21 protein-coding genes are annotated in these 25,135 nt (G+C 59.1%); all 21 read left to right on the forward strand.

Translation table 11 applies throughout. The annotated features are described in order from the left end of the window. The first annotated feature begins 191 nt into the window (after positions 1–191). The 21 genes from BH682_RS06490 (at position 192) to BH682_RS06595 (ending at position 25,085) form a co-directional block, all read left to right on the forward strand. Complete coding sequence (locus BH682_RS06490) at positions 192–1,712, forward strand: sugar transferase (RefSeq protein ID WP_075832465.1); 1,521 nt, start codon at positions 192–194, stop codon at positions 1,710–1,712. 122 nt (positions 1,713–1,834) lie between these two features. Beyond that, on the forward strand, positions 1,835–2,992 hold the full coding sequence (locus BH682_RS06500) for a glycosyltransferase (protein ID WP_198174632.1): 1,158 nt from the start codon (positions 1,835–1,837) through the stop codon (positions 2,990–2,992). 215 nt (positions 2,993–3,207) lie between these two features. After that, positions 3,208–3,546 (forward strand): DapH/DapD/GlmU-related protein, encoded by a 339-nt coding sequence (locus tag BH682_RS36675; RefSeq protein WP_024487404.1) that lies wholly within the window; start codon positions 3,208–3,210, stop codon positions 3,544–3,546. Between the two features lie 26 nt (positions 3,547–3,572). Further along, positions 3,573–4,853 (forward strand): glycosyltransferase, encoded by a 1,281-nt coding sequence (locus BH682_RS06510; protein WP_164490553.1) that lies wholly within the window; start codon positions 3,573–3,575, stop codon positions 4,851–4,853. Next, entirely contained in the window at positions 4,850–5,389 is a 540-nt protein-coding gene (locus BH682_RS06515; RefSeq protein WP_064443236.1) for a DapH/DapD/GlmU-related protein, read from the forward strand. Before BH682_RS06510 ends, BH682_RS06515 begins: the two co-directional genes overlap by 4 nt. 70 nt (positions 5,390–5,459) lie before the next feature. Continuing rightward, positions 5,460–6,671 (forward strand): lipopolysaccharide biosynthesis protein, encoded by a 1,212-nt coding sequence (locus tag BH682_RS06520; protein WP_158170310.1) that lies wholly within the window; start codon positions 5,460–5,462, stop codon positions 6,669–6,671. Then, a complete protein-coding gene (locus tag BH682_RS06525) occupies positions 6,664–7,728 on the forward strand; it encodes a polysaccharide pyruvyl transferase family protein (RefSeq protein ID WP_064443238.1) in 1,065 nt (354 codons plus the stop codon). The genes BH682_RS06520 and BH682_RS06525 overlap by 8 nt, the downstream gene beginning before the upstream one ends. Before the next feature lie 100 nt (positions 7,729–7,828). Continuing rightward, positions 7,829–8,860, forward strand: a complete 1,032-nt coding sequence (gmd, locus tag BH682_RS06530) for a GDP-mannose 4,6-dehydratase (RefSeq protein WP_181991934.1) — start codon at positions 7,829–7,831, stop codon at positions 8,858–8,860. Then, entirely contained in the window at positions 8,857–9,825 is a 969-nt protein-coding gene (locus tag BH682_RS06535; RefSeq protein ID WP_007726619.1) for a GDP-L-fucose synthase family protein, read from the forward strand. Before gmd (BH682_RS06530) ends, BH682_RS06535 begins: the two co-directional genes overlap by 4 nt. 52 nt (positions 9,826–9,877) lie before the next feature. Next, positions 9,878–11,203, forward strand: a complete 1,326-nt coding sequence (locus BH682_RS06540; protein WP_007726621.1) for a UDP-glucose dehydrogenase family protein — start codon at positions 9,878–9,880, stop codon at positions 11,201–11,203. A gap of 639 nt (positions 11,204–11,842) precedes the next feature. After that, entirely contained in the window at positions 11,843–13,288 is a 1,446-nt protein-coding gene (locus tag BH682_RS06545; protein ID WP_007726623.1) for a polysaccharide biosynthesis tyrosine autokinase, read from the forward strand. A gap of 365 nt (positions 13,289–13,653) precedes the next feature. Continuing rightward, a complete protein-coding gene (locus BH682_RS37280; protein WP_075832471.1) occupies positions 13,654–14,004 on the forward strand; it encodes a GNAT family N-acetyltransferase in 351 nt (116 codons plus the stop codon). Positions 14,005–14,878: 874 nt separating this feature from the next. Further along, positions 14,879–16,402, forward strand: coding sequence for a sugar transferase (locus tag BH682_RS06555; protein WP_075835176.1), 1,524 nt, complete (start codon positions 14,879–14,881; stop codon positions 16,400–16,402). Then, positions 16,389–17,714: an O-antigen ligase family protein gene (locus BH682_RS06560; RefSeq protein WP_058038961.1), complete on the forward strand. Its 1,326-nt coding sequence runs from the start codon at positions 16,389–16,391 to the stop codon at positions 17,712–17,714. The genes BH682_RS06555 and BH682_RS06560 overlap by 14 nt, the downstream gene beginning before the upstream one ends. A 1-nt stretch (position 17,715) precedes the next feature. After that, positions 17,716–18,927: a glycosyltransferase family 4 protein gene (locus tag BH682_RS06565; protein WP_075832473.1), complete on the forward strand. Its 1,212-nt coding sequence runs from the start codon at positions 17,716–17,718 to the stop codon at positions 18,925–18,927. Next, a complete protein-coding gene (locus BH682_RS06570; protein ID WP_054187552.1) occupies positions 18,924–20,135 on the forward strand; it encodes a hypothetical protein in 1,212 nt (403 codons plus the stop codon). The genes BH682_RS06565 and BH682_RS06570 overlap by 4 nt, the downstream gene beginning before the upstream one ends. After that, entirely contained in the window at positions 20,132–21,028 is an 897-nt protein-coding gene (locus tag BH682_RS06575; protein ID WP_075832475.1) for a glycosyltransferase family 2 protein, read from the forward strand. The genes BH682_RS06570 and BH682_RS06575 overlap by 4 nt, the downstream gene beginning before the upstream one ends. Next, a complete protein-coding gene (locus tag BH682_RS06580) occupies positions 21,025–22,191 on the forward strand; it encodes a glycosyltransferase family 4 protein (protein WP_075832477.1) in 1,167 nt (388 codons plus the stop codon). Before BH682_RS06575 ends, BH682_RS06580 begins: the two co-directional genes overlap by 4 nt. A 5-nt stretch (positions 22,192–22,196) precedes the next feature. Next, complete coding sequence (locus BH682_RS06585; RefSeq protein WP_075832479.1) at positions 22,197–22,991, forward strand: WecB/TagA/CpsF family glycosyltransferase; 795 nt, start codon at positions 22,197–22,199, stop codon at positions 22,989–22,991. Positions 22,992–23,088: 97 nt separating this feature from the next. After that, on the forward strand, positions 23,089–24,120 hold the full coding sequence (gene gmd / locus BH682_RS06590; RefSeq protein ID WP_007726640.1) for a GDP-mannose 4,6-dehydratase: 1,032 nt from the start codon (positions 23,089–23,091) through the stop codon (positions 24,118–24,120). Beyond that, complete coding sequence (locus BH682_RS06595) at positions 24,117–25,085, forward strand: GDP-L-fucose synthase family protein (RefSeq protein ID WP_039972726.1); 969 nt, start codon at positions 24,117–24,119, stop codon at positions 25,083–25,085. Before gmd (BH682_RS06590) ends, BH682_RS06595 begins: the two co-directional genes overlap by 4 nt. Positions 25,086–25,135: the final 50 nt, after the last annotated feature.

Below are 25,135 nucleotides of genomic sequence, written 5' to 3' on the forward strand. Positions count from 1 at the left end.
CAGTGCTGAAATGTAATCCACTCGGAGCGTGAGAGCGTTCCGATTCTCGAACAATTGCACTCTTCGGATCGAAGCGAGCAATTTGCTGTTCCAGTGGATTGCTCAAATCTGGTGAATCACGCTCAACACCTGTCAACGACACACGGATTCAACGACACACGGATTCCACGAATGAGGAAGGGACTGATCACGTGACGGCGCTCGACGTGTCCACACTGGGCAAGACCAAGCACACGCTTCCCCGCGCAGTGCCCGACCTCCGCCGCGGATCGACTTCTCGGAGGGAATGGGAAACGGCGTACCGCAGAAGGCTGTTCCTGGGCGATTCGGTGATCATCGTGGCGACGGTTTTCCTGGCTCAATGGCTGCGATTCGGTGGAGACAGCCGCGCAGTGAGCCCCGGAATCCTCGGGCAACTCAGCTACACCGGTGTGTCAATTGCATTGGCGGCGATGTGGTTATCGTCGTTGGGGATCTTTCGCACTCGCTCGATTCGTGTGATCGGCAGCGGACCCGAAGAGTACAGGCGAATCTTCGTCGCGACAGTTCGCCTCTTCGGACTCATTGCGATTGTCAGCTTGCTGTTGCAGTTGGACATCGCGCGGCTCTATCTGGCCTTCGCATTTCCTGTCGGTCTGACCGCGCTGATGGCGAGCCGCTGGATCTGGCGAAAGGTGATTGCGAGGAAGCGCTCGCGCGGCGATTTCCAGACGTCCGTCTTAGTCGTGGGAAGCCCGGTTGCAGTCAAGAAAATGGCCCAAACCTTCGAACGAGCTCCCGGTGACGGGTACCGGGTCGTGGGCGTCTGCCAACCCAGTCAACTAGGTGGTCGCGACAGAGTCATCGTGGTCGACGGCAACGAAATACCGGTCCTCGGGGACGAGCACGATGTGACCGACGCACTCGACTTGGTCGGAGCCGATGCGGTGGCGGTTACGGCGACGGAACACCTCGGCTACGACGGTATGCGGAAACTGGCCTGGGATCTGGAGTGTAAGGACGTCGATCTTGTTGTGGCACCGGGAATCCTGGATGTTTCCGGTCCGCGACTGTCGATGCGGCCGGTGGCGGGCCTTCCACTGATTCACGTCGAACGTCCGCGATACCACGGTGCTCAACGGTTCGCCAAGACAGCCTTCGACGTCGTTTTCGCATCTGTAATTCTCATTTTGATCAGTCCCGTTTTGATCGTGACGGCGTTGGCAGTCAAGTTCACCAGTCGGGGTCCTGTGCTCTATCGGTCGGAGCGAATGGGATTGGACGGGGTTCCCTTTCCGATGCTGAAGTTCCGATCGATGGTTCAGAACGCAGATACGCAGGTCGACAGCCTGCTGTCGGATAACGAGGGCGCCGGTGTCCTGTTCAAGATGCGTGACGATCCTCGGGTTACCAAGGTGGGGCGCGTCATTCGAAAGTTTTCGATTGACGAGTTGCCTCAGTTCGTCAATGTGCTCCGGCGCGAGATGAGCGTAGTTGGTCCGAGACCGCCGTTGAGGCGTGAGGTAGAGGCATACGACGGGGCCGTGAAAAGGCGACTGCTGGTCAAACCGGGTATCACCGGTTTGTGGCAGGTGAGCGGGCGCTCGGATCTTTCGTGGGAAGAAACCGTTCGGCTGGATCTGTCCTATGTCGACAACTGGTCGATGGTCGGGGACGTGATGATCGTCGTGAAGACGCTCAAAGCCGTAATGGCTAGTGACGGCGCATACTGATCCGTTCAGTCAGTCAGTCAGTCAGTCTTTCGTATTCGTATCGCGAATCCGATTCGCCATTCCCGGCGAACCCTGCCTGGGATCCGAAGTAAGGGAACTGCGCAATGCACACTGGCCAATCGGTGGCGCTCGATGAGAACTTTGGGGGAGCAGGCTCGATGTCATCAAAAAAATACTCGATGTATTTGGCGGTGATTCCAACGTATCGGAATCCGTGCATCGAGGTGTTGCGTGAGATGGAGGAAGGAAATCTCGATATTCTGGCTTCGGACTACGGGTTGGATTCCACGGTACGAACTGGCATCGACACGGATTTCTACGACCGCGTTCGACGGATCGGAATCTTCGGTGACAAGGTTCTTCTTCAGGTGGGTTCTTGGAAAAATCCGCTTTCAGCGTCCGTGACTATCCTGGATTTGAACCCCCGTAGTCTCACATCGTGGAGTATTTTGGTCCTTCGACGAATAGCGCGTCGCCGTACTCTTCTTTGGGGCCATTTGCATCCCAGGCAAGGTTCTTCGTCGAAGACGGCTTTCCTTCGGAGAACAATGCGCCGCTTGTCGCAGGGGACTATTCTTTACGGGTACGCCAGTGTGGTCCCAGCCAAGCTCGAGGTTCCAGGCCAACCAGTTTGGGTTGCACCCAATTCTTTGTACAAACGCGCTGACATCAACGCTGGTAACACCGGTGAATCGCGTAAATCAATTGTCTATGTCGGCCGATTGGTTGCCGAGAAGAACGTCGATCAATTGGTTCCGGCTTTCCACCAATCAGGCCTCGTCGACGAGGGTGCCGTGTTGGAAATCGTGGGTTTCGGCAATGCGGTGGAAACGATAGAACGGCAAATTCTCGATTTAGGTCTGGAAGAGTCCGTTGTGGTACACGGACGCATTGAAAGTCCGATCGAACTTGCTGAAATCTACGCACGCTCAATCATGTCGATCTCTCCCGGATACGTCGGGTTGAGTGTCACTCAGAGTTTGGGATTCGGAGTCCCGATGCTGTACCCCGAGGACGCCCCGCACGCCCCCGAGATCGAACTTGCTGCTGTCGGTCCTATGCAGAGTTACTCACCGACGACCGAGGAGTCGCTGGCTGCGGCGCTGCGAGACTACTTCTTGCATCTTGTCTCCAATCCCGTTCCAGCGGAGAAAGTTTCAGCGAAGGTAGGGGATCTCTATTCCGCCGAAACCATGGCATCGGGGATCTCTGCTGCGTTGCGAGGTCAGGTCGTCGAATTCGACAATGAGGGATGGCCCAAGGAGATGGTCGTACGATGAGCAACCGATCACGCCTACCGTCAGGTGTCAGGCGAGCCCTTCGCGGAATAATGAATGGACTCGCAATATCGAACGGGAATGTTTCAGTAGGGCGCGACTTCAACGCCGGCCGTGGAGCCATCATCAGTGCGCCTCACCGGCTGAATATCGGCGATAATGTCAGCGTCGGACCCCGAACCGTTATTCAGGTAGACGGCTCCATCGGATCCCACGTCATGATCGGAATGAACGTCTACATCGTGGGGCGCGAAGACCACGCGATCGACGAGGTGGGTATTCCGATGCTCGCGTCGACGTGGGTGGGGGACCGTCAGCCTGGTGCACGCGATTCTGTCGAAATTGGAACAGACGTATGGATAGGCGCCTGTTCGGTGATATTGAGCGGTGTGAAGATCGGTGACGGTGCGGTTATCGGAGCCGGTTCGGTCGTGACGAACGACGTCGAGAGTTTCTCGGTGAATGTCGGAGTTCCGGCACGGAAAGTCGCCGAACGATTCGAGAGTGACACGCAGAGAAGTGCACACCTGCAAGCTGTGCACGGACTGCCGTCCTGAGTTAGCTGAAAAGGGAAATGAGCACGATGGATAATCAGGGAAATAAAATCCTGATCGTGGGAATCAACTATTCTCCTGAGCCAACCGGTATCGCTCCGTACACGGAGGGTTTAGCAAATGCGATAGCGGATGCCGGTGCTGACGTCAGGGTAGTGACAGGGTATCCGCACTATCCATTCTGGCGAAAGATGGATGGCTTCTCAGGTCTGTCTTCCGTAGAGCAGTCAGAAAATCTGACGGTTCAAAGACTTCGTCATTACATCCCCCGGAATCCCAGCTTCCTGCGAAGAATTCTGATGGAGGCAAGTTTCGCTTTGAGGGCGACCTGGGCGACTCTTTTCCATCGAGCAGACCTCATACTGTGTTTAAGTCCTACACTTTTGTCCTCGGCGGCATTTGTCATCAGGACCAGGCTCCTTCGATCGCGCACACCCGTGGTGCTGTGGGTGCAGGACTTCTACGGACTGGGCGCGTCCGAGACCGGTCAGCTGAGCGGAGGCCTGTCGTCTCTCGTCGATCGAGCCGAATCCTGGATCTTGCGAAAGTCCGATCACGTCGTCGTGATCCACCCGCGGTTCGCGAAGCATGCGCAGGACAACCTCGGAGTCGACTCGAGCAGCGTCACAGTCATCAGGAACTGGACCCACCTGGATCTCTCCCAGTCTGCCTGCACCCGAGAAGATTCGCGAAAGCGATTGGGCTGGGGGCCGGAACAGAAGATAGTTCTGCATGCCGGCAATATGGGTGCAAAGCAAGGGCTCGAGAACGTGGTGAACGCCGCGCATTTACTTGGGCCGCGCCAGTCCGACATCAAATTCGTGCTGATGGGGGATGGGAATCAGCGGGCCCATCTCGAAGAGCTGTCCGAGGGATGCACTGGGATCGAATTCATGGATCCTGTTGGCGGCGAGGACTTCACCGATGTGCTGCGAGCAGCGGACGCATTACTTCTCAACGAGTTGGCCGATCTTCGCAGTATGGCCGTTCCGAGCAAACTTACATCGTATTTCGCTTCAGGGGTACCTGTCGTCGCGGCTACATCTTCGGACAGTGCCTCCGGCGAGGAGATCGCCCTGTCCGGGGCGGGAGTACGTGTTGACGCCGGAAATCCGGAAGCATTGGTACGTGAAATAGAGATGCTGGTTTCCGACCCCGTCCGTGCCGCTCAACTCGCGCGAAACGGGGGGGAGTACGTGCACGAAACCTTGTCTCCCGGCTCTGCCACCACCGCGTTCGGTGACCTCTTCGACGGACTCATCAATCGAGACAGTTTGCCGACTCGACCGACGCAAGCCCGAGCGCGATGACACACCCGCAGCTCTCCCTCGGCGAATTCACCGGGGCAGGATACGACAAGGGACGTCCGGCATCAGTGCAGGTCGCCTGGCTCGCGGTGGCACCACTGTTCCGGGCCTGGTTCGTGCCGGCACGCATACGAGTTGCCATTCTCAGACTGTTCGGCGCTGAGATCGGTGATGGAGTCCTGATTCGGCACGGCGTGAAGATCCATTGGCCGTGGAAACTGTCGATCGGTGATAACACTTGGGTGGGTGAGGGAGCATGGATCCTCAATCTCGAACCGGTGAGTATCGGGTCGAACAGTTGTGTCTCGCAGGACGTCTTTCTGTGCGCGGGCAGTCACAGCAGACAGTCACGGACTTTCGAGTTCGACAACGGACCGATCGTCATCGGCAACGGAGTGTGGATTGCGGCCAGGTCCACAATTCTCCGCGGCACGTCGGTCGGTGACCACTCGGTTATCGGCGCAAATTGCCTTGTTACATCCGATGTTCCGGCGAGTTCGATCGTCCGCGCCCCGGTTTCGTCGATCGGACGACCATGAAGGGCGCACGACCGCGCTGCGCCGGGGTTCCGCACTCGTTCGAGTGCCCGGGTGGTGGAACATGAAGGTGATGACGAACCCCTTGGTGGTTCAGTTCACGGGAATCGCCGGCGGACGTCTTGTCGGTGCGTTGATTCAGGCACTGAGTATGGTCCTACTCGCGCGTATCTCCGGTCCGTCCGGCTTTGGAATCTTCGCTGCGGCTTATGGTGTCGGACTGGTGCTTCAGACCATTCTGAACTTCGGGTTCACCCCATTTCTGGTTCGGATCCGTGCGTTGGGTGACCAGGAACCCCTCATCGCGTCGACCTTGGAGTTCTCGCGCCGCGCCAACCTGGCCGTCGGTGCATTGCTGGCATTTACCGCGGCGGTAGCCGCGGTCTTCGAGCCGAAGCTTTGGTTCGTAGTGCCGTTGACAGCTTGGGTTGTTCTGGACAATTACGTCGAGACGCTGCTCTCGCTACCACTCGCTGACGGGAATACCTGGCAGAACGCGGTGTCGTTGCTCCTCCGGCGAGCACTTGCTCTCGTTTTTGTTGCGGCCGCTTGGCTCGCAGGAGTCGACGCAGTGTTCTGGTATTCCGTGGGCCTCGCGTTCTCTTCGATGATCGCTGTCTTCGTGGCCATTCGGCTCGGACCGGCGATCACTCGTGTCAGATCGAGACGCTCGTACAAGTCGATCATCGGCAAGTCCTCGCACTTCTGGTTGAATTCCGTTGCCACTCAGACGCGCAACTTCGACGTACTGCTGGTTGGACTTGTCACGTCACCGGCCGTCTCCGGAATCTACGGCGTGACGAGTCGTATCACCACTCCGTTGCGGCTGATTCCCACATCGTTTGCGGCAGTTCTCATGCCTGCGGCGGCGCGCTCGACGACCGGGCGAATCACCCAGGGCATTCTGCGACCCGCGATGTACGTATGCATCGCAAGCGCGGTGATCTTCGGTGTGATCGCAGCTGTCATCCCTGTACTCGTTCCACCGATTTTGGGCGATGCGTACGTAGACGCGGTACCGGTAATGCAGGTCGTCTGCTTCAGTTTGATCTTCGCAGCGATCTCGTCCCAATTGAATGCGATCCTGCAAGGTACGGGCAGAGTTGAAATCGTCTCCTACATAACGGTTGTGAGCACCTTGATCTGCCTCGTCGGAATCGTGCTGGCTGCCCCCCGTTACGGGGCGCTCGGAGCGGGGTGGTCGCTCTCGCTCAGCTATGTACTTCAAACCGCATTGCTGACCTGTGTCGTTGTCGTTGCAATGAGGAGGGATCCCCATGCGTAGGTTCTTCATGAGTATCGCAGCAGCTCAGGGCAATCTGGGTGACATCGAGATACGCCGAACAGCAGTCGACTACATGCGTGAACTGGGGTTCAGACCCGTTGTATTTTCGGGCAGTATGAGCGCGGAGTACGTCGATGCCTTCGATTGGGAACCAACCGACGAGGTGATGGATTCGGGTATCAACTTCTGGCGAGCGATTTTGTCCGATACAGTGCGCCGAAAGCGGGCAGTGATCGTGATGGCACCTGGGCCGGCGGTTCTGGGGGCATCAGCAGCAAGCGTCGTCAAGCACTCGTTGTTGGTGACAGTCTTTGCGGTGCTTCGCATGTTCGGTACACGAGTCCTCGTTTTGGGACGGTCGATCGAGGTACGAAGCCCAATGGCGGCAGTACCCGAGAAGATCCTCGTCGGCGTAGCCGACGTCTACGCGGCACGTGACAAAAGGACGTGTGAGTACCTGCGAGGTAAGAGTCGGTTCTATCCCGATCTCGCGTTCGGGGCCGGTGTATCCGACGGAGCGAAGTCTGCTGGCCGAGAATCTGCGCGCCGAGAAATAGCCTTGCTTTCACTTCGGCATGACCGACCGGTGAACTACGCGTCCCTTCGGTCGATCCAAAGTCAGTTCTCGGCAAATGGTTTGGATTTGATGGCCTGTTGCCAGGTTGTCGAGGACGACAGCCACAACCGCGAAGTTGCTGCGACGCTGGGTATTCCCTACGTGGGATGGGACGATGACACGACCCATCGGCAACAGGAGTCGGCTGTCCGCGCCCTGTACGAGCGCGCCGCCGTAACCGTCAGTGACCGCCTCCATGTTTTGATCCTGAGCGCTCGAGGCGGATCGATACCGGTGATGTCGGGTAGTAGTTCGGTACCGAAGCTGAGGGATTCGCTGGAACCGGTACTCGCACCGCAGGCCTCCTGGATGGACGATGCGACGGGTGGCAGCTTGAATCTAGGGCACGACGAATCTACCCGAATCTCTCGCGGAATGGATTCCGCTGCCGCGGAACTGGAGGATCTGAGATCGCGGATCAAGGAGGCAGTAATGCCGTGAGGGTTTCTCAGTTCTGGTTGTGGGTTCGCTGCTCCCACACAACACAATTCGGCCGATGACTACTCGCAGACAAGTATCTGCTTCGAGGACGGAGTTTCAAGTGAAACGTGCACTGATTACCGGAATTACAGGCCAAGACGGTTCATACCTGGCCGAGCTGTTGTTGAGCAAGGGATACGAGGTCCACGGACTTATTCGTAGATCGTCCACGTTCAATACGGCTCGAATCGATCACATGTATGTGGATCCCCACACGCCGGATGCAAAACTGTTCCTTCATTACGGAGATCTCAGCGACGGGGCGCGTTTGGTCACTCTTCTCGCACAGATACGCCCGGACGAGGTCTACAACCTCGCAGCGCAGTCACATGTACGGGTCAGTTTCGACGAGCCCGAACATACCGGAGACACGACGGGAATCGGGTCGATCAGGCTGCTCGAAGCAGTCCGGATGGCTGGTCTCGAATGCAGGTTCTACCAGGCGTCCAGCTCCGAGATGTTCGGTGCGACACCGCCTCCGCAGGACGAGCAGACTCCCTTCTATCCGCGATCGCCGTACGGTGCGGCGAAGGTGTACTCGTACTGGATCACCAAGAACTACCGCGAGGCGTACGGGATCTTTGCCGTGAACGGAATTCTGTTCAACCACGAATCTCCGCGGCGAGGCGAAACATTCGTAACTCGCAAGATCACGCGAGCGGTGGCGCGCATCAAGGCCGGCCTGGAAAACGATTTGTACATGGGTAATCTCGATGCAATCCGCGACTGGGGCTACGCGCCGGAGTACGTGGAGGGAATGTGGAGGATGCTTCAGGCCGACGAGCCGGACGATTACGTGCTCGCGACAGGCGGTAACTACTCGGTCAAGGATTTCCTGACGGTGGCCTTCGAGCACGCGGGTCTGAACTGGGAAGATCATGTGCGCTTCGACGAGCGCTATCTGCGGCCGACGGAAGTAGACGCGTTGATCGGAGATGCAGGTAAGGCGGAGCAGAAGCTCGGCTGGAAGGCGACTGTACATACCCCCGAGCTGGCTCGAATCATGGTCGATGCGGACATAGAGGCTCTGAAGTGTGAGGGCAAGCCCTGGATCGACCGCCCGAACCTGGTGGATTGGGAGCATGCCCGATGACGGGGGAGTACGCGCAGAAGTCCCTCGATCGGAACGATGCGGTGTACGTCGCGGGCCATCGTGGACTCGTGGGTTCAGCGATCTGGCGTCGTTTGGAGGCCGACGGTTTCAATCGCCTTGTCGGTCGCACGTCCGCCGAACTCGATCTTCGCGACCGCGGTGCCGTGTTCGAGTTCTTCGCCGCCGAGAGGCCGAAGAACGTGGTCCTCGCGGCAGCCAAAGTGGGCGGGATACTGGCGAACAGCACACTGCCGGTGGACTTCATCTCCGACAACCTTCGCATCCAGGTGAACGTGATGGACGCGGCGGCCGAGTTCGACGTAGATCGCCTGCTGTTCCTCGGATCATCCTGCATCTACCCGAAATTCGCTCCTCAACCGATTCGCGAAGAATATTTGCTGACCGGTCATTTGGAACCGACGAACGATGCATATGCCATCGCCAAGATCGCGGGAATCCTGCAGGTACAGGCTGTTCGAAAGCAGTTCGGGCGTCCGTGGATCTCCGCGATGCCGACCAATCTCTACGGCCCGGGTGACAACTTCTCTGCCAAGGGCTCTCATGTGCTGCCAGCCCTCATCAGACGCTTCGACGACGCGCGCCGTGATGGAGCTGCTTCAGTCGTGAACTGGGGCAGCGGGACGCCGAGGCGCGAGTTTCTCCACGTCGACGACATGGCGGATGCCTGCCTTCATTTGCTCGACCACTATGACGGAGCAGAACACGTCAATGTTGGTACAGGCGAGGACCAGAGCATCGCGGAGATCTCTGCGATCGTGGCGGACGAGATCGGGTTCGACGGCGAGATCGAATGGGATCATTCGAAACCTGACGGGACGCCGCGGAAGTTGCTTGACATCGGGAAGCTTCGAGATTTGGGGTGGCAGCCCAGGATTGATCTTCGTGCGGGGATCGCATCGACCGTGGAGTGGTATCGACAGAACGTCGATTCGATCAGGACATGAAGTACTACAGCATTATTCGACGTAAACTCGACTTCGACAGGCAGACATCGTTATGACTTCTCGTATTGCGGTATTCGGCACAGGCTACCTCGGGGCGACACACGCAGCTTGCATGGCCGAGTTGGGTCACGAGGTTCTCGGGGTGGATGTTGATCCGAACAAGCTCGCTATGCTCGAAGCTGGGGAGGTTCCTTTCTACGAACCGGGACTCGAGGAAGTACTGCGCCGCAACATAGCCGCGGGACGTCTTCGATTCACGGCTTCCTACGAGGAGGCCGCAGAGTTCGCCGACATCCACTTCCTCGGCGTCGGTACGCCGCAGAAGAAGGGGGAGTTCGCGGCCGACATGCGTTTTGTCGATTCGGTGATCGAGACACTCGCACCCCTCTTGACCAGGCCGACCGTAATCTTCGGGAAATCAACTGTGCCAGTCGGTACAGCAGAGCGATTGGGTGCGCGGGCACGGGAACTGGCGCCTGCCGGACAAGACGTGGAGGTGGCGTGGAACCCGGAATTTCTCCGGGAAGGCTACGCGGTGAAAGACACGCTTCACCCGGACCGGCTTGTGCTCGGGGTCGACCGCAATCGACCCGGACGTGCGGAATCGATTGCGCGTGAAGTGTACGAGCAACTCTTGAACGAAGGTATTCCCTTTGTTGTGACCGACCTTGCGACTTCGGAGTTGGTCAAAGCATCAGCCAATGCATTTCTGGCAACGAAGATCTCGTTCATCAATGCGATCTCGGAGGTGTGCGAGGCTTCAGGTGCGGATGTGACCGTTCTTGCCGATGCCATCGGCCATGACGAGAGAATTGGTAGGCGATTCCTCAACGCCGGAATCGGTTTCGGTGGGGGCTGCTTACCGAAGGACATCCGTGCTTTCATGGCACGTGCTGGTGAGTTGGGAGCAGATCAAGCACTCACATTCCTACGCGAAGTCGACAATATCAACATGCGTCGTCGTACTCGGATGGTCGAACTGGCTCGAGAAGCGTGTGGTTCTCTACTCGGAGCCAATGTGGCGGTTCTCGGTGCAGCCTTCAAGCCTGACTCCGACGACGTGCGCGACTCACCTGCGCTGAACGTTGCCGGGCAGATTCAGCTGCAAGGCGCTGCCGTCAATGTCTATGACCCGAAGGCGATGGGAAACTCGAAGGCGTTGTTCCCCACCCTCACTTACACTTCGAGCGCACTTGAAGCGTGTGCAGGCGCTGATGTCGTCTTGGTTCTGACCGAGTGGGCCGAGTTTCGAAAGTTGTTGCCGTCGGACCTCGAACCTGTCGTCCGCAAGAAGGTCATCATCGACGGACGTAACTGTCTGGAACCGACCACCTGGCGCGACGCAGGGTGGACCTACCGAGGTCTCGGAAGGCCGTAAACCGGTGAAACCTTCACGGAGGGTGGGTGTTGTAGGCATCGAGGGGAAGTGGCCGTGTGCCCAGGACCAAAGTCCGTCAGCGAGCGAGCTGTGGCCGGGGGAGATGCTGGGATAGCCGCTCGTGCATCACAGGGTGAGGGGCATGTTGCCTTGTTCGGTTGGTATGCATCAACTTCCGGCGGCAAGTTGCGTAGTTGGTCGTCGACGGACGTTGGTCCTACGGCCCGCTGTGGTATGTGACCCTTTCATGGTCGGCACAGTCGACTGACGATGTCTAGGAAGTTTCGAGGCTCCGTTGCGGTGGTGAAAAGACCAATGACGCAGTAGAGTTCAGCCTGGCTGCACGTTGTGTCTGCTCTGCGCGATGTGCGAGTGGGCCCGATGTCAGTGTCGCGGGTTTGTCAGTGTCGCGTGTTCGCCACTTCCCGATCATGCATCGGCCAGGAAGTGAGATGTGTGAGATGCCGTGAAGGCCTCTCCCCCCTGGCTGTTTCGGCAAATACCTCGCGCTGTGACGCAGGGACACGCGATAGAAGATTGGCTGCCTCGTTCAGCCTGCATTGAGTGCAGCGGCTCGACAGCGGCTGTCGATTACTACTCGAAGACGTGATACGTGTTCGAGCCGAAGGAGATTCGACGATGGATGTACGGGACTACCTGAAGATTTTGCAGGCACGGTGGAAGATAGTCGCTGTCGTCACTGTGGTCGTGATCTTGGGCGCATTGGGCGCCTCGTTGATTGCCACGCCGATCTACCAGGCTTCCACGCGCCTGTTCGTGTCGACTTCTACCGGAACAACCGTGAACGAGGCTTACCAAGGTAACCAGCTCTCACAGCAGTTGGTCACTTCCTACGCCAAGCTCCTTACCGGCGAGACACTGGCACAGAGAACGATCGATTCAGTCGGGCCCGATCGACTCGGCGGGCTTTCCGCTGCGGAGATTTCGTCCAAGGTGACCGCCACATCGGCGCCGGATACAGTACTGCTCGATTTGAGCGTGCAAGATGCGTCGCCTGAACTGGCACGTGAAATCGCAAATGCGCTCTCGGACGAGTTTGTCGTGATGGTCAAAGATCTGGGTACGCCCGCAAATGGTGGCACAGCACCTGCGCGCGTCGTTGTCGAACAGCGAGCACAAACTCCCGCGGAACCGGTGTCGCCGAAGACTTCGCGGAACGTGGCGCTCGGTGCCGCGATCGGGCTTCTGCTGGGGATCGGGTTGGCTGTGGTGCGTGATCGCCTGGACAACACCGTCAAAGAGCGCAAGGTGGTCGAAGACATCGCCGGCGCGGCGATGGTGGGAACAATTCCGTTCGACAAGGAACGCGAAGTTCATCAAGCGATCAACTTCCACGAGGGCAACTCCGCAAGTGCCGAGGCGTACCGCGAGCTGCGAACCAATCTGCAGTTCCTGGCCGTGGATCGCCCACCGAGTGTCATCGTCGTTACGAGTTCTCTTCCCTCCGAGGGAAAGACCACGACTGCGGTGAACATCGCACTCGTGTTGGCCGAGGCAGGCAAGAAGGTGTGTCTCGTCGAAGGTGACCTCCGTAAGCCTCGCGTTTCGAAGTATCTGGGACTTATCGGAAGCGTTGGTCTGAGCTCGGTCCTGGCCGGGCAAGCAGATCTCGACGACGTACTTCAAGTCACGAGCAATGCTGACCTGACGGTTCTTGCCTCAGGTCCGATTCCCCCGAACCCGAGCGAACTTCTGGGCACTGACACTGCCCATGCGGTCTTTACCGATCTCCGCAGAAGGTTCGACTACGTCATCATCGACGCCTCGCCGTTGCTTCCGGTTACGGATGCTGCAGTTCTTTCAGCGCTGGCGGACGGTGCGCTAGTGATTGCTCGTCACGGCACGACGAAGAGGGAACAGCTGAGCAGGGCGGTCGGCAATCTCCACAGTGTGGGCGCGACGATTCTCGGTACTGTCATCACGATGACCCCGCTGAACGGTCGTGGTGTCTACGAGTACAAGTACTACTACGATTCCGATCCGGTTGTCGCTGACGTGGCCGTGGAAGGGTCCGTGGACAGCAATCCAGTCGGCGAACGAAAGGTCACGTCGACAGTCATCTGACCTGGTCGTACGGTAAATCCCGACGCCTCACAGGGCCCTCGAGCAAAGCTCGAGGGCCCTTCTCTGTGTGGTGAATCGGACGCAATTCTCTAGTCGGGTCCTCTGAGTCTGCGACGCGCAGTGCGGAATACGGGTTCATCGGCCGTCGCAGTAATTGGGTAGGCACGGGCATGCGGGATGTGACGCTGCGGTCTGAGCTGTCCCTGCTTGACCAGTGCCTCTATGACTGTCGATCTGGTTGCGCCCGACGGGGCCTTGGGCGTCTTGGTTGGAATCGCGTAGCGAGTGTGGCGGACCGCAGGCGGACCAGCCCGATTCGGCCTCGAGAGTTTCGCAACGCCTAGATGTCGATCTGGCATCCCTCGATGGATTTGGACAGCGGGTGCGGGGGTTGTCGGCCAGCTGCGACTCAGCATGAACGAGTTCTTGGCCGATGTCGGTGGTCATATCGGCCACGGGTCCGTCGGTCGGAGGGCCGGAAAGGGATAGCGTCGACTGCTCTGGGTGAGGCGCTCGCGTATGTCGGCGACCCGGTGGGGCTCAGTCGCGTCCTGGTTACCTGCGACGAAAGGAACCCGGTTTCGCGTAAGGCAATCGAAGCGTGCGGGGGTTTACTCGAGAGCGTGCGCCCAGCTGATCAGTTGTCCCGCAATGTCGGTTGTTCGAGAGACACGCTCCGCTACTGGGTGCGAACGAGCGTGTCGAGCGTCCGTTGACCCTACACGGCCACACACGTTTGCCATGGCCATAGCCATAGCCATCGGTAGCAGTCGCCCCGCTTTGCAGCCGAGCGGCTGCGCAACTCGCATGTCCCTAATTGGGCTGTGCTGCAACTATTTCAGGACATCACCGGCGATCGCTGGCGGTCCACACTCCTCCTTTTGCATGTCTGAATTCTCGGTGTCGCCCGATCGTAGGTTCGCGCAATGCCGGCCAGGAGTAGGTAAGACGCCCAGAGGCGAAGTGTCGAACAATCGTCCAGGGCTGAGTCGACGCTGAGCGCATCAAAGTATGGATTGCAGAGTGTTTACCAACCGCGTGCTGGTTTCCGTCCAAACGCGGAGCCAAATGGGCTAGGCGATGAAAACTATAGGTACGCAATGGTAATGGTGAGCAATGTTCACTCCTTCTTGTCGGAGGGTGAATAACTGAGGTCAATGCTGACGTCGGGAAAAACTTCGGAAAGCGCTATTGCCACGCTGTCCGGAATGTGGCAAACTCCTCACTGGTACTGACCAGCTAGCCGAAGAGTTGCCAAGATGTGAGTCCTGGCAATATTGAGGCCGGCGACGTCAGCGGGCGAGGAGAAATCGCCGATCGTCCTGTGTTTGGGTTGTTAGTGGACTCTGCTTCAATCACGGGGTGTGAGCTGCGGCAATGCCGCAATAATCGACAGTTGGGCCGAGGCCTGACAATAGTCGCCGGGTTAACTGCAAGGCGCACGTAATGCGACCATACGCACTGAACGCAGCAATGCGGAGCAGTTGCTTCGCTGTCGAAGTTTCGGGAATCGGCAAGGCGGTCCGATGGACCTCGGCCGGTGAACATCTTCAGGCCGAATTCTGTGCATGGGGAAAGGTTTCTGAACACATGACGGTTCTCGAGATGGCCGCGCCCACGAAAGAGCGGCCACAACAACACCGACGAGTAACGCCGGAGAGGGCCGGTGGAGTTTCCGCACGCAGGAAATGGCAATCTGCGTATCTTCGTCGTCTGGCGATCACCGACACGATCATCGTTGCGGCAGTTGTGTTTCTGGCTCAATGGTGGCGATTCGGTAGCGACGCGGATGTCGTCGACGGTGAAGCATTCGGCCATTTCAGCTACACCGCACTGTCTTTCGCCCTGATTATCGGCTGGTTTGCCGTACTGAGGGTATTTCGGACCAGATCTCCTCGCGTGATCGGAAGCGGCCCTGAAGAGTACCGATTGATCGCTGTCGGAACGCTCCGCCTGTTCGGACTGATTGCGATCGCCAGCCTTCTCCTTCACCTGGAGATCGCGCGCCTGTACCTTGCCGTGGCGTTTCCGATGGGATTGACCGCCTTGATCGCGAGTCGTTGGATCTGGCGACGGGTGATTGCTCGTGAGCGAGCCCGAGGTGAATTTCGAACTGCCGTACTTGTGGTCGGTGTGCGAGGGGCGGTTGTCGATCTTGCACGCAACCTCGAGCGCGACGATGCCCATGGATACCGAGTTGTCGGAGTCTGCGTACCCGGCTACGGAGGAGACGTGGGCGAAGTTGTCACAGTGAACGGTCGGGACATTCCGGTGCTCGGAGACGAGCACAGTGTCACCGACGCAATCGAACAGGTCGGTGCCGACACGGTGGCAGTGACGGCGTCGGAGCGGTTCGGACCGGAAAGGCTGCGCACGTTGGCCTGGGATCTCGAGCGCGATCATGTGGACCTTGTTGTCGCACCAGGGATTCTGGATGTGTCCGGGCCGAGGCTCTCGATGCGCCCGGTCGCTGGATTTCCGCTGATCCATGTCGAGCGTCCGCGCTATCACGGCGCGCAGAAGTTCACGAAGACGACCTTCGACATCGTCTTCTCAACCGTGGTACTCGCCGTGATCAGTCCGGTGCTACTGGCGGCTGCGATCGCCGTCAAGCTCACGAGCAAGGGGCCGGTTCTGTACAAGTCCGAGCGGATGGGGTTGGACGGTCAGCCGTTCCCCATGCTCAAGTTCCGCTCGATGGTCCAGAATGCGGATTCACAGGTCACGGCGCTGATGAAGGAGAACGAAGGCGCCGGAGTGCTTTTCAAGATGCGAGACGATCCGCGTGTGACGACGGTCGGTCGATTCATGCGCCGATACTCGATCGACGAGTTGCCCCAGTTCGTCAATGTCCTCCGGCGTGAGATGAGCGTTGTAGGCCCGCGGCCACCGCTTCGGCGCGAGGTCGAGATGTACGACGACGCGGTCAGTCGTCGGCTACTGGTCAAGCCCGGTGTCACCGGCCTGTGGCAGGTCAGTGGACGTTCTGATCTTTCGTGGGAAGACACTGTCCGCCTGGACCTTTCCTACGTCGACAACTGGTCGATGATGGGTGACGTCATGATCGTCGCGAAGACGCTCAAGGCGGTGGTGGGAAGTGATGGCGCCTACTGACAAGAAGGCGGTACCGGCGCCTTGCGAAAATGAGGCGCCGAACAATCCGCTGATCTTGCGAACGGCATTGGTGATCGCGGTCATCGGCGCGAGCGGAGCCTTTCAGGCGTACACGCAGAGGACAGCGCTCGGATCGTTGCTCGTACACGGTTCGGCCGTTCTTTCGGCGACACTTGCGTTGGTCTACTTCCTCGACCGGCGATACTCACGCAATACGACGTGGCCTGTCTTCACGCTTATGATCTCGGCCGGCGTCCCGGCAACCAGCTGGTACTGGTCGACACTGCCCCGGAACTCCGCCGTCGCCGGCATCGTCGTCGTGTGCCTGGCGATCACGGGAATCATCGTCGCCCGTGAGTTGACCTTCGCGGTGCGAGTGCGGACTGTTGCCCTCACCTTGCTGGTACTTCTCGTGCTGTCGCTGATGGTCGTGTTCCTCGATCCTTCGACTGGCATCGACGTGGACACCCGCGCCGTTGCTTATCGCGGAATCTTCACGCACAAGAACACTTTGGGACGAATGGCTGCCATCGAAGTTGTACTTGTCGGTGTCATGCTCATGCTTCCCGACGTCAAGCGTATTCCGTGGGTGGCGGCGCTTGCTGTCGCCGGCATCGTGTTGTTCGAGGCCCGGAGCCAGACCGGTCTCGTCGCTGCAGGGATTGCGCTGGCGACAATGCTTGCTCTGAGGTGCTTTAGACGGACACCGAACGCTCACCTCGCCTCGACTGTGATCATCGGCCTGTACCTCGGGGTGTCCGGCGCGATGAAGGTGCTCGGACCCGATGTCGCGGCGCTACTCTCGCGAGATGTCACGCTGACCGGCCGGTTACATCTCTGGACGGTATCCGACTACTACGCCGAACAGCGGCCTCTGCTCGGATGGGGCTTCGGCTCGGTGTGGGCGCCGGACAGTGCAGTGGGGCAGATGATTCGGTCAAAGCTGTCCTTTCCGGCGACCAGCGCACACAACGGAATGCTCGACATTCGGCTGCAGATCGGTTGGATCGGATTCCTGCTGCTGTTGGCCGGCTATTACCTGCTTCTGAGCACGGCGCTCGGGCGAGCCCGCAGCAGAACGGAGTACATCGCCGTCGTCGCGATCATGGCTCTCGTCTTCTCGATGGACTTGACGGAGTCGACGCTCTTCTTCGGCGCCATGTGGCTGATCGCATGGGTCTTCCTGGCGCCGTACGGACCCTCGACCCACCGCTCCCACAATGCGGGCAACGCCGAGTTGTCGATCCGTGGGGTTCGTGCCGACCAGAACGACGCGTACAGGTTCGCTCCGGAGCGAAGAGGAGGTCACTGAGATGTACAAGTCGTTCGATGTAGCGCGTTCGAAGCCCGAAGTGAACCCGACGTCCGCCGGTGGATTCACGCCGCCGAAAGCCTTGATGTTCCATGCGATCTATCGGAATCCGGGTGGTGAGGAGCAGAGCTTCGCCAACGAATCCAAGCTCCTGAAATCGATCGGATACGAGACGGTTCAGTGCACCACCGAGAATTCCAAGATCTCCCGGGGACCGTGGGCGGCAGTCACCGCAGTGTTCAGTCCTCGCGTACTCGTCGATGCGTTGCGCATCATCCGTTCGGAGCGCCCCGACGTCATCTACGTGAACAATCTCTGGCCGGCGTTCTCGGCTTCGTTGCTCGTGGCCGCAAGAGCCGCCGCAATTCCTATGTTGCAGGCGGTTCGAAACTATCGCCTCGCCACACCGTCAGCCAAGTTGCGCGCAGATGGCACGTGCACCGAATGCGGTTCCACCAAATACTTCACGAGTTGTGTCCGCAACGGATGCTACGGAAACAGCCGACTGCAGAGCCTTGTCTGCTACCTGAGCGCTACGGCGGTCAAGCTGAGCGTCTTGGGGTGGAAGCAGCACAGGTTCGTCGCAACGAGCGCGATGACAGCACGTCTGGTCGGAGGACGACTGATCAGTTCTGGCCGCGTCGTGGTTCGTCCGAACTTCGGATTCGAAGAAAATGAACCCGAGTTTCGGAGCACTGATTCGGTTGTGTGCGTCAGCCGACTGACACCGGAGAAGGGCGTCCTGGATTTGGTGCGCAACTGGCCGCAGGGCGCTGGAAGTCCCTCGCTCACAGTCCTCGGTGACGGACCGCAGTACGGCGAGATCTCCAGCATAAGCGCAGCTCTCGACAACGTCACGCTGGCCGGATTCACTTCGCACGAAGATGTGATCGAGATACTTCGCGACAGTGCGGCGTCCGTGGTGCCGTCTCAATGGGCAGAACCGTTCGGACGCGTTGCGATCGAATCGATGTCGGTTGGCACCCCGGTCATCTACGCAACCAACGGTGCACTCGCGGACATCGTCGGACCGGGCGGAACGCCTCTCAATACCTTGGAAGAGTCGTCGATACGCGAGGCCCTCGATCGAATCTTCGGAGCGGACGATCGATCGGCGATACGCAGGTCCGCTTATCGTCACTACTCGAATCGCTTCACATCGCGCAAAGCGGCGACGTCGATGCGTGAGCTCATCGACGAGGTGAGATCGTGAAAGATCGCACTCGGCATGTGACATTCATGGCCGATCAAGGGCTTTCGAGCGTCCTCACTTTTGTCGTTCTCACCTCGGTGGCACGACTCGGTGGTCCGATCGAAGTCGGCCAGGTTGCCGTGATTCAATCGGCGGGTCTGTTGGCACTGGCACTGGGGAGAGCGATCGGCGTCGACGTCTGGCTGTCGCGAGGGGCGGGGTCTGACGAGCGTGGACCGGCGTTGGCGCCCACGATCGTGCTGGCGGCGGTATCGGTGACATCGGTGTGGGCACTGTTCGTGATCGCCGGCTCGGACTCGATGAATCTCACGGTATACGCCTTGGCTGCAGCTGGTTTCGTGGTGTTGGACGTGATACGCACGATGCTGATGCACGACGGTGCGAGTTGGATCTCTGTGTCGATACAGATCGTGACACTCTCGTTCGTCCTTATTGCAGCTTTCCTGGTCGAGAATCTGACACTTGCACTCGTGACCTATACGGTCGGTGTCTTCGTCGCGCTCGCTCTCGGTCACGCATCCATGCGTCTGGTACCGCCGGTACCGTCGATCAGGTACTCGCGCACTCACCGATATAGATCCGTGCCGTTTGCGATCGAGATATTGATGGGATCAGCTGCTCAGCAGGCGATGTTCTTGATACTCACTGTGGTGGCGTCGATCTCGATGATCGGTGAGATCAGAACTGCCCAGACACTGCTCGGTCCGCTGTCCTTGATGTTCGCGGGCATCTCGCCAATTCTGATGCGTAAGTTCGGCAGTGGTGTCGAAGCGATGAGCCCGAGCGAGTGCATGGCACTCGGCCGCCGAGTGGGCTTGCAGATCTTCTGGGTTTCGATCATCTGCGTTTCGCTGATCTGTCTCACGCTCGAGATTCGACTCTCGGGAGTGCGATTGATGGATCATCTGGTCGGGCCGCACTTTCCGAACTTGATACCGGTCATTCTGCTGTGCGGGTTGGCGGTGGCGTTCAATGGGATTCTTCTGGGCGTCGGTACCTCGATCCGCGTCGTGGACAAGACCGCAAACCTCAACACATTTCGCGCCATGCTGTTGCCTCTACAGTTTCTGATCGTTCTCGGGGCGGGACTGACCGACAGCGCCGTATACGTCGCAGGAGCATTGGCCGTGTCGGCGTGCGCCAGCGCGAGCGTCGCACTTCTGGTTTCGATGAACCGTGACGCCCGACCGAAAGTTGACCTCTCATGAAGAATCCCAACGGCGTCGTAGTGGCGATTCTGACCTTTCGTCGTGAATCGGAACTGGCTGTCTGCATCGACAGCGTCCGGGCATCGATCCAGGCTTCCGGTGCCTCCGCCCAGGTCGTAGTAGGCGACAACGATCCGGAATCCACCACGCCGACGTATGTTGCCGACGGGATCGAACGACTGCATCTCGGATTCGGCGGGGTATCTCCGGCGCGACGTGCGCTGGTCGATCTCGCCCGTGCACGAGATCGTCGTTACATCGTCTTCGTCGACGACGACGAGTACGTCGATGTCGACTGGCTGTCGAATCTCCTCACCTGCGCCGCAGATTTCGACGCAGGTGCTGTGGCCGGTCCTGTGATTCCGGTGGGTCTGCCTGCCTCGGAACTTCCATTGCACACTCGCGTTCGCCATTCGACCGGCACCCCGGTTGCGTCTGCAGGCGCTGGAAATCTGTTGTTGGACCTGAAGGCTTTGAACGGCTTGAACTTCAGTGACGACTGGGATCTACCTGGCGGCGAGGACACCGAGTTCACGCTCAGGATGAGCGCCGGCGGTGTCCGGTTGTTGTGGTGCGACGAGGCGCTTGCGTACGAACCCGTCGGCGAGGATCGGCGTCGGGATTCCTGGCTCTTCGCCCGGTATGTCAACAACGGACGAATCCTCGCGGTCTGTCAGGGACAGCTCGAGCTGCCACTGTTGGCGGCTCAGAGTGCCAAACGCGCTCTGCTCGTACTCGCGTCGGCGGCGTTGATCCCCGTTGCCTTGATCAGTCCACGAATCAAGCGCGTGGTTCTAGACAACGGTGCACGCAACATCGGTTGGTTCTCAGAGCGATTCAGCCGCAGCGATTCTCGGACGCCGCGCGCACAGAGGCTGGTGGTAACGCGATGACACGGTTGTTGATGACGGCATACGCCTGCGATCCGAATCAGGGGAGTGAATCCGGTGCGGGTTGGGCGCTTCTCTCGGCGGCTTCCGAACTGTGTGAGTCGATCACGGTGGTGACTCGCTCCGGTGAGGCTCCCGCATTGGAATCAGAGTGTGAACAGCTCGGTTGCGAAGTTCGTGTCGTGCGAATAGCGACTTTGCCCGCGGAAGAAGCCGGATCGTACGGCCGATACCTCCGATGGCTCTGGCACACTTCACTGTTCGTTCGGCGTGAAGCGGCAAACTTCGACGTCCTGCACCATGCAACTTTCGCCTCTGACTGGCTGCCCCCACCGGTGCTGTTCGGTGGAGCCGGCGGCGCACGACTCGTATGGGGGCCTGCCGGGGGCAACACCTACCCGCCGATGCCGCTCGCCAAGCGCATCGGCATGCGGTATCTGGCAACCACGGCAGTTCGAACCTGCTCGACGAAAGCCGTTCGGTCACTGACGCACATCTTCATGGCTGGACGAGTTGACACTTTCATCGCGATGAATTCCGACAGCGGACGCGGCGCACCGCGGGCAAGAAACGTCGTCGTCCAACCCAATTGTGTTCTGGACTACGACGGAATCGAGAAGCAAGCGGTACCCCGGCCGAAACGAAGGCTCTTGTTCGTAGGAAGACTGTTGCAATACAAAGGAATCGACCTGATTCTGGATGCGCTCGAGCAGCTGGGTACCGAGTGGTCCATGACCTTTGTCGGGGAGGGACCCGCCCGCGGGCGGATCGAGAAGTCGCTTCCGTATCGGCGCGGTCAGGTCACGCTTCGCGGATGGCGCGACAGATCGGAAGTGGTGGGCGAGATGGGGGCCTCCTCCGCTCTGCTCTTCCCGAGCATGCACGATTCGGGCGGCTGGGTGGCGGCCGAAGCGGCTGCGGTGGGCCTGCCGGTGGTCTGTCTGGATCTCGGCGGTGTGCCGACACTGGCAGGTAGGAACGCCGTGACGATCCCGGTTGCTCCGGCGTCGACTCTCGCCTCTCGTATCGCTCGATCGATTGTCGAGACCGAGCTTTCTCTCTTTGAACCGCAACGTGATTGGACTCGGTCCCGGTTGACATCGGTCTTGTCGCGCAGCTACGGCCAGTGCAATGAACGTCGACAAACGAACTCGGAAAAGTGGTGAGACAGATGAGCAGTCCGTTCGAGGTCATCGAGGTGGGTGGCATTCCGTTTGCCGCGACCAATCTCGAGAGAGCTACCGATTGGGTGGTCAACGACAGACGAGAGGGAGCCGGAACCGGAGTCTCCGTGAGGTTGTCGAATTCCTACTGCGTGTCGGCGGCGCACAGTGATCGCGACTACTCCGCGGTTTTGAAGGGTCCCGGTGTGAACTTCGCAGACGGAACCCCGGTCAGCTGGGTGATGCGCCTGATCGGCGGCACCGCCGATCACGTCGGTGTTCGACCAGTCCGGGGTCCGTCGTTCTTCGAGGCCACCCTGGACAAGGGACGCCGCTACAGCCTTCGTCACCATTTTGTCGGCACGACAGAAGAGACGTTGAGTCTCTTGACGGATCGAGTCGAGGAGTTGTACCCGGGAATCAAGGTGGCCGGCACATATGCCCCGCCGTTTGCCGCGTTCAGCAAGGAGTTCGTCGACGACATCATCACGAAGGTCGATCCGACGTCACCGGACATCGTGTGGGTCGGTCTGGGTGCGCCGAAGCAGGACTTTGTCACGAAGGCGATAGCGGATCGAACCGACTACGTGGCCGTCGGTGTCGGCGCGGCCTTCGACTTCTTGGCCGGAACTGTCTCGGAGGCACCATCTTTCGTCCAGAACTCGGGTTTCGAGTGGTTGTATCGACTTGTATCCGAACCCAAACGTCTGTGGCGGCGCTACCTGTTCGGTAACTCGACATTCGTACGGCTGGCATCACGTGACATACGAAAAGTCTTCGGCCGTTTGGGGGAACGCGCATGAGCGAGATCAAGACTGCCGAGCGATTCGGAGGACTACGGACCACAACCGTGGTTTCGCAACTATCAGGCGGGCTGTCCCGCAACGGAAGGAACGCAGGATGAAACGCGCACTGATTACCGGAATCACGGGGCAGGACGGCTCTTACCTTGCCGAGTTGCTGCTCTCCAAAGGCTACGAGGTTCACGGACTGATCCGTCGATCCTCGACGTTCAACACTTCGAGGATCAACCACATCTACGTTGACCCGCACGATGCGGATGCTCGACTTTTTCTTCACTACGGTGACCTCAGTGACGGAGCGCGCCTGGTGACACTACTCGCGCAGATCAAGCCGGACGAGGTGTACAACCTCGCTGCGCAGTCTCACGTCAGGGTCAGCTTCGACGAACCCGAACACACCGGGAACACCACTGGCGTCGGGTCGATCCGACTACTCGAAGCGGTTCGGATGGCCGGACTCGACTGCCGGTTCTACCAGGCGTCGAGTTCCGAGATGTTCGGTGCCACACCGCCACCGCAGAACGAGGAGACACCGTTCTACCCACGTTCGCCCTACGGTGCGGCGAAGGTGTACTCGTACTGGATCACCAAGAACTATCGTGAGGCATACGGGATCTTCGCTGTGAACGGAATTCTGTTCAATCACGAATCCCCGAGGCGTGGTGAGACATTCGTGACGCGGAAGATCACGCGCGCGGTCGCACGCATCCAGGCAGGTATCGAGGATCATCTGTACATGGGCAATCTCGATGCGATTCGCGACTGGGGATATGCGCCGGAGTACGTGGAGGGAATGTGGCGCATGCTGCAGGTCGACGAGCCTGAGGATTTTGTGCTCGCCACCGGTGGCAACTACTCGGTGCGCGACTTCCTGACCGTCGCGTTCGAACATGCAGGTCTGAACTGGGAAAACCACGTTCGATTCGACGAACGGTATCTTCGGCCGACCGAGGTGGACGCACTGATCGGGGATCCGAGTCATGCCGAGCGCAAACTCGGTTGGAAGGCCGGCGTGCACACACCCGAACTGGCCCGGATCATGGTCGAGGCAGACATCGAAGCGCTCGAACACGAAGGGCGACCGTGGATCGACACTCCGGCACTTCCCGACTGGTCGGCGACGCGATGAGTGATTCATTCGCAGCGCGACCACTCGATCGAGGCGCACCGTTCTACGTGGCCGGCCACCGAGGTCTGGTCGGCTCTTCGGTGTGGCGACACCTGGAATCTGCGGGCTTCACCAGGTTGCTCGGAAAGACGTCGGCCGAACTCGATCTACGTGACCGGGAAGCTGCTTTCGATTTCTTCGCCCGCGAAAAGCCGACCAACGTGATCCTCGCAGCAGCAAAAGTTGGGGGGATTGCGGCGAACAGCACTTTCCTCGTCGACTTCCTGTCGGAGAATCTGCGCATCCAGGTGAACGTGCTCGACGCTGCCCTCGCACACGGCGTCGAGCGTCTCCTGTTCCTCGGATCATCGTGCATCTACCCGAAATTGGCACCGCAACCGATCAAGGAGGAATACCTGCTCACCGGGCATCTCGAGCCGACCAACGACGCCTATGCAATAGCAAAGATCGCGGGAATACTCCATGTTCAAGCTGCCAGGCGGCAGCATGGTCGCCCCTGGATCTCAGCTATGCCCACCAACCTGTACGGCCCGGGAGACAATTTTTCTCCGCGCGGATCGCACGTACTTCCCGCCCTCGTTCGGCGTTACGACGAGGCGCAGTCGTCGGCAGTCCAGTCGGTTGTCAACTGGGGGAGTGGCAATCCGCGACGTGAATTCCTGCATGTCGACGACTTGGCGTCGGCGTGTCTGCATCTGCTCGACAACTACGACGGTGCATCGCATGTCAACGTCGGAACCGGCGAAGACCACACAATTCGCGAGATCGCTTCGATGGTCGCCGACGAGGTCGGATACACCGGCGAGACGCAGTGGGACACCTCGAAGCCTGACGGAACGATGCAGAAACTGCTGGACGTGAGCATGATTCGTGAACTCGGATGGCGGCCGACAATCGGATTGCGCGAAGGAATCGCGTCGACGATCTCGTGGTACCGCGACAACATCGGTGCCGTACGCACCTGAATCACTTTTCCCATCAACACACTTCGCACACTCTCGAGAAAGCAGATCGA

The organism is Rhodococcus sp. YL-1 (assembly GCF_001942025.1).
Taxonomy (GTDB): Bacteria; Actinomycetota; Actinomycetes; order Mycobacteriales; family Mycobacteriaceae; genus Rhodococcus_F; species Rhodococcus_F qingshengii.